The organism is Enterobacter sp. UNJFSC 003 (genome assembly GCF_036903355.1).
Lineage (GTDB): Bacteria > Pseudomonadota > Gammaproteobacteria > Enterobacterales > Enterobacteriaceae > Enterobacter.
On the sequence record NZ_JBAKHK010000268.1, the window covers coordinates 1 to 252 of the forward strand.

General features: G+C 59.5%; 1 protein-coding gene. It reads left to right on the forward strand.

The genetic code is table 11. The annotated features are described in order from the left end of the window. The coding region (locus V5P19_RS24100) for an Hsp70 family protein (protein ID WP_334408065.1) at positions 1-252 on the forward strand (252 nt) is incomplete at both ends.

Consider the following 252-nt stretch of genomic DNA (forward strand, 5'->3'; position numbering starts at 1 on the left):
CTCGGTGGCGGGACGTTTGATATTTCCATTCTGCGCTTAAGTCGCGGCGTGTTTGAAGTGCTGGCAACCGGCGGTGATTCCGCGCTCGGCGGCGATGATTTCGACCATCTGCTGGCGGATTACATTCGCGAGCAGGCGGGCATTCCTGATCGTAGCGATAACCGCGTTCAGCGTGAACTGCTGGATGCCGCCATTGCAGCCAAAATCGCGCTGAGCGATGCGGACTCCGTGACCGTTAACGTTGCGGGCTGG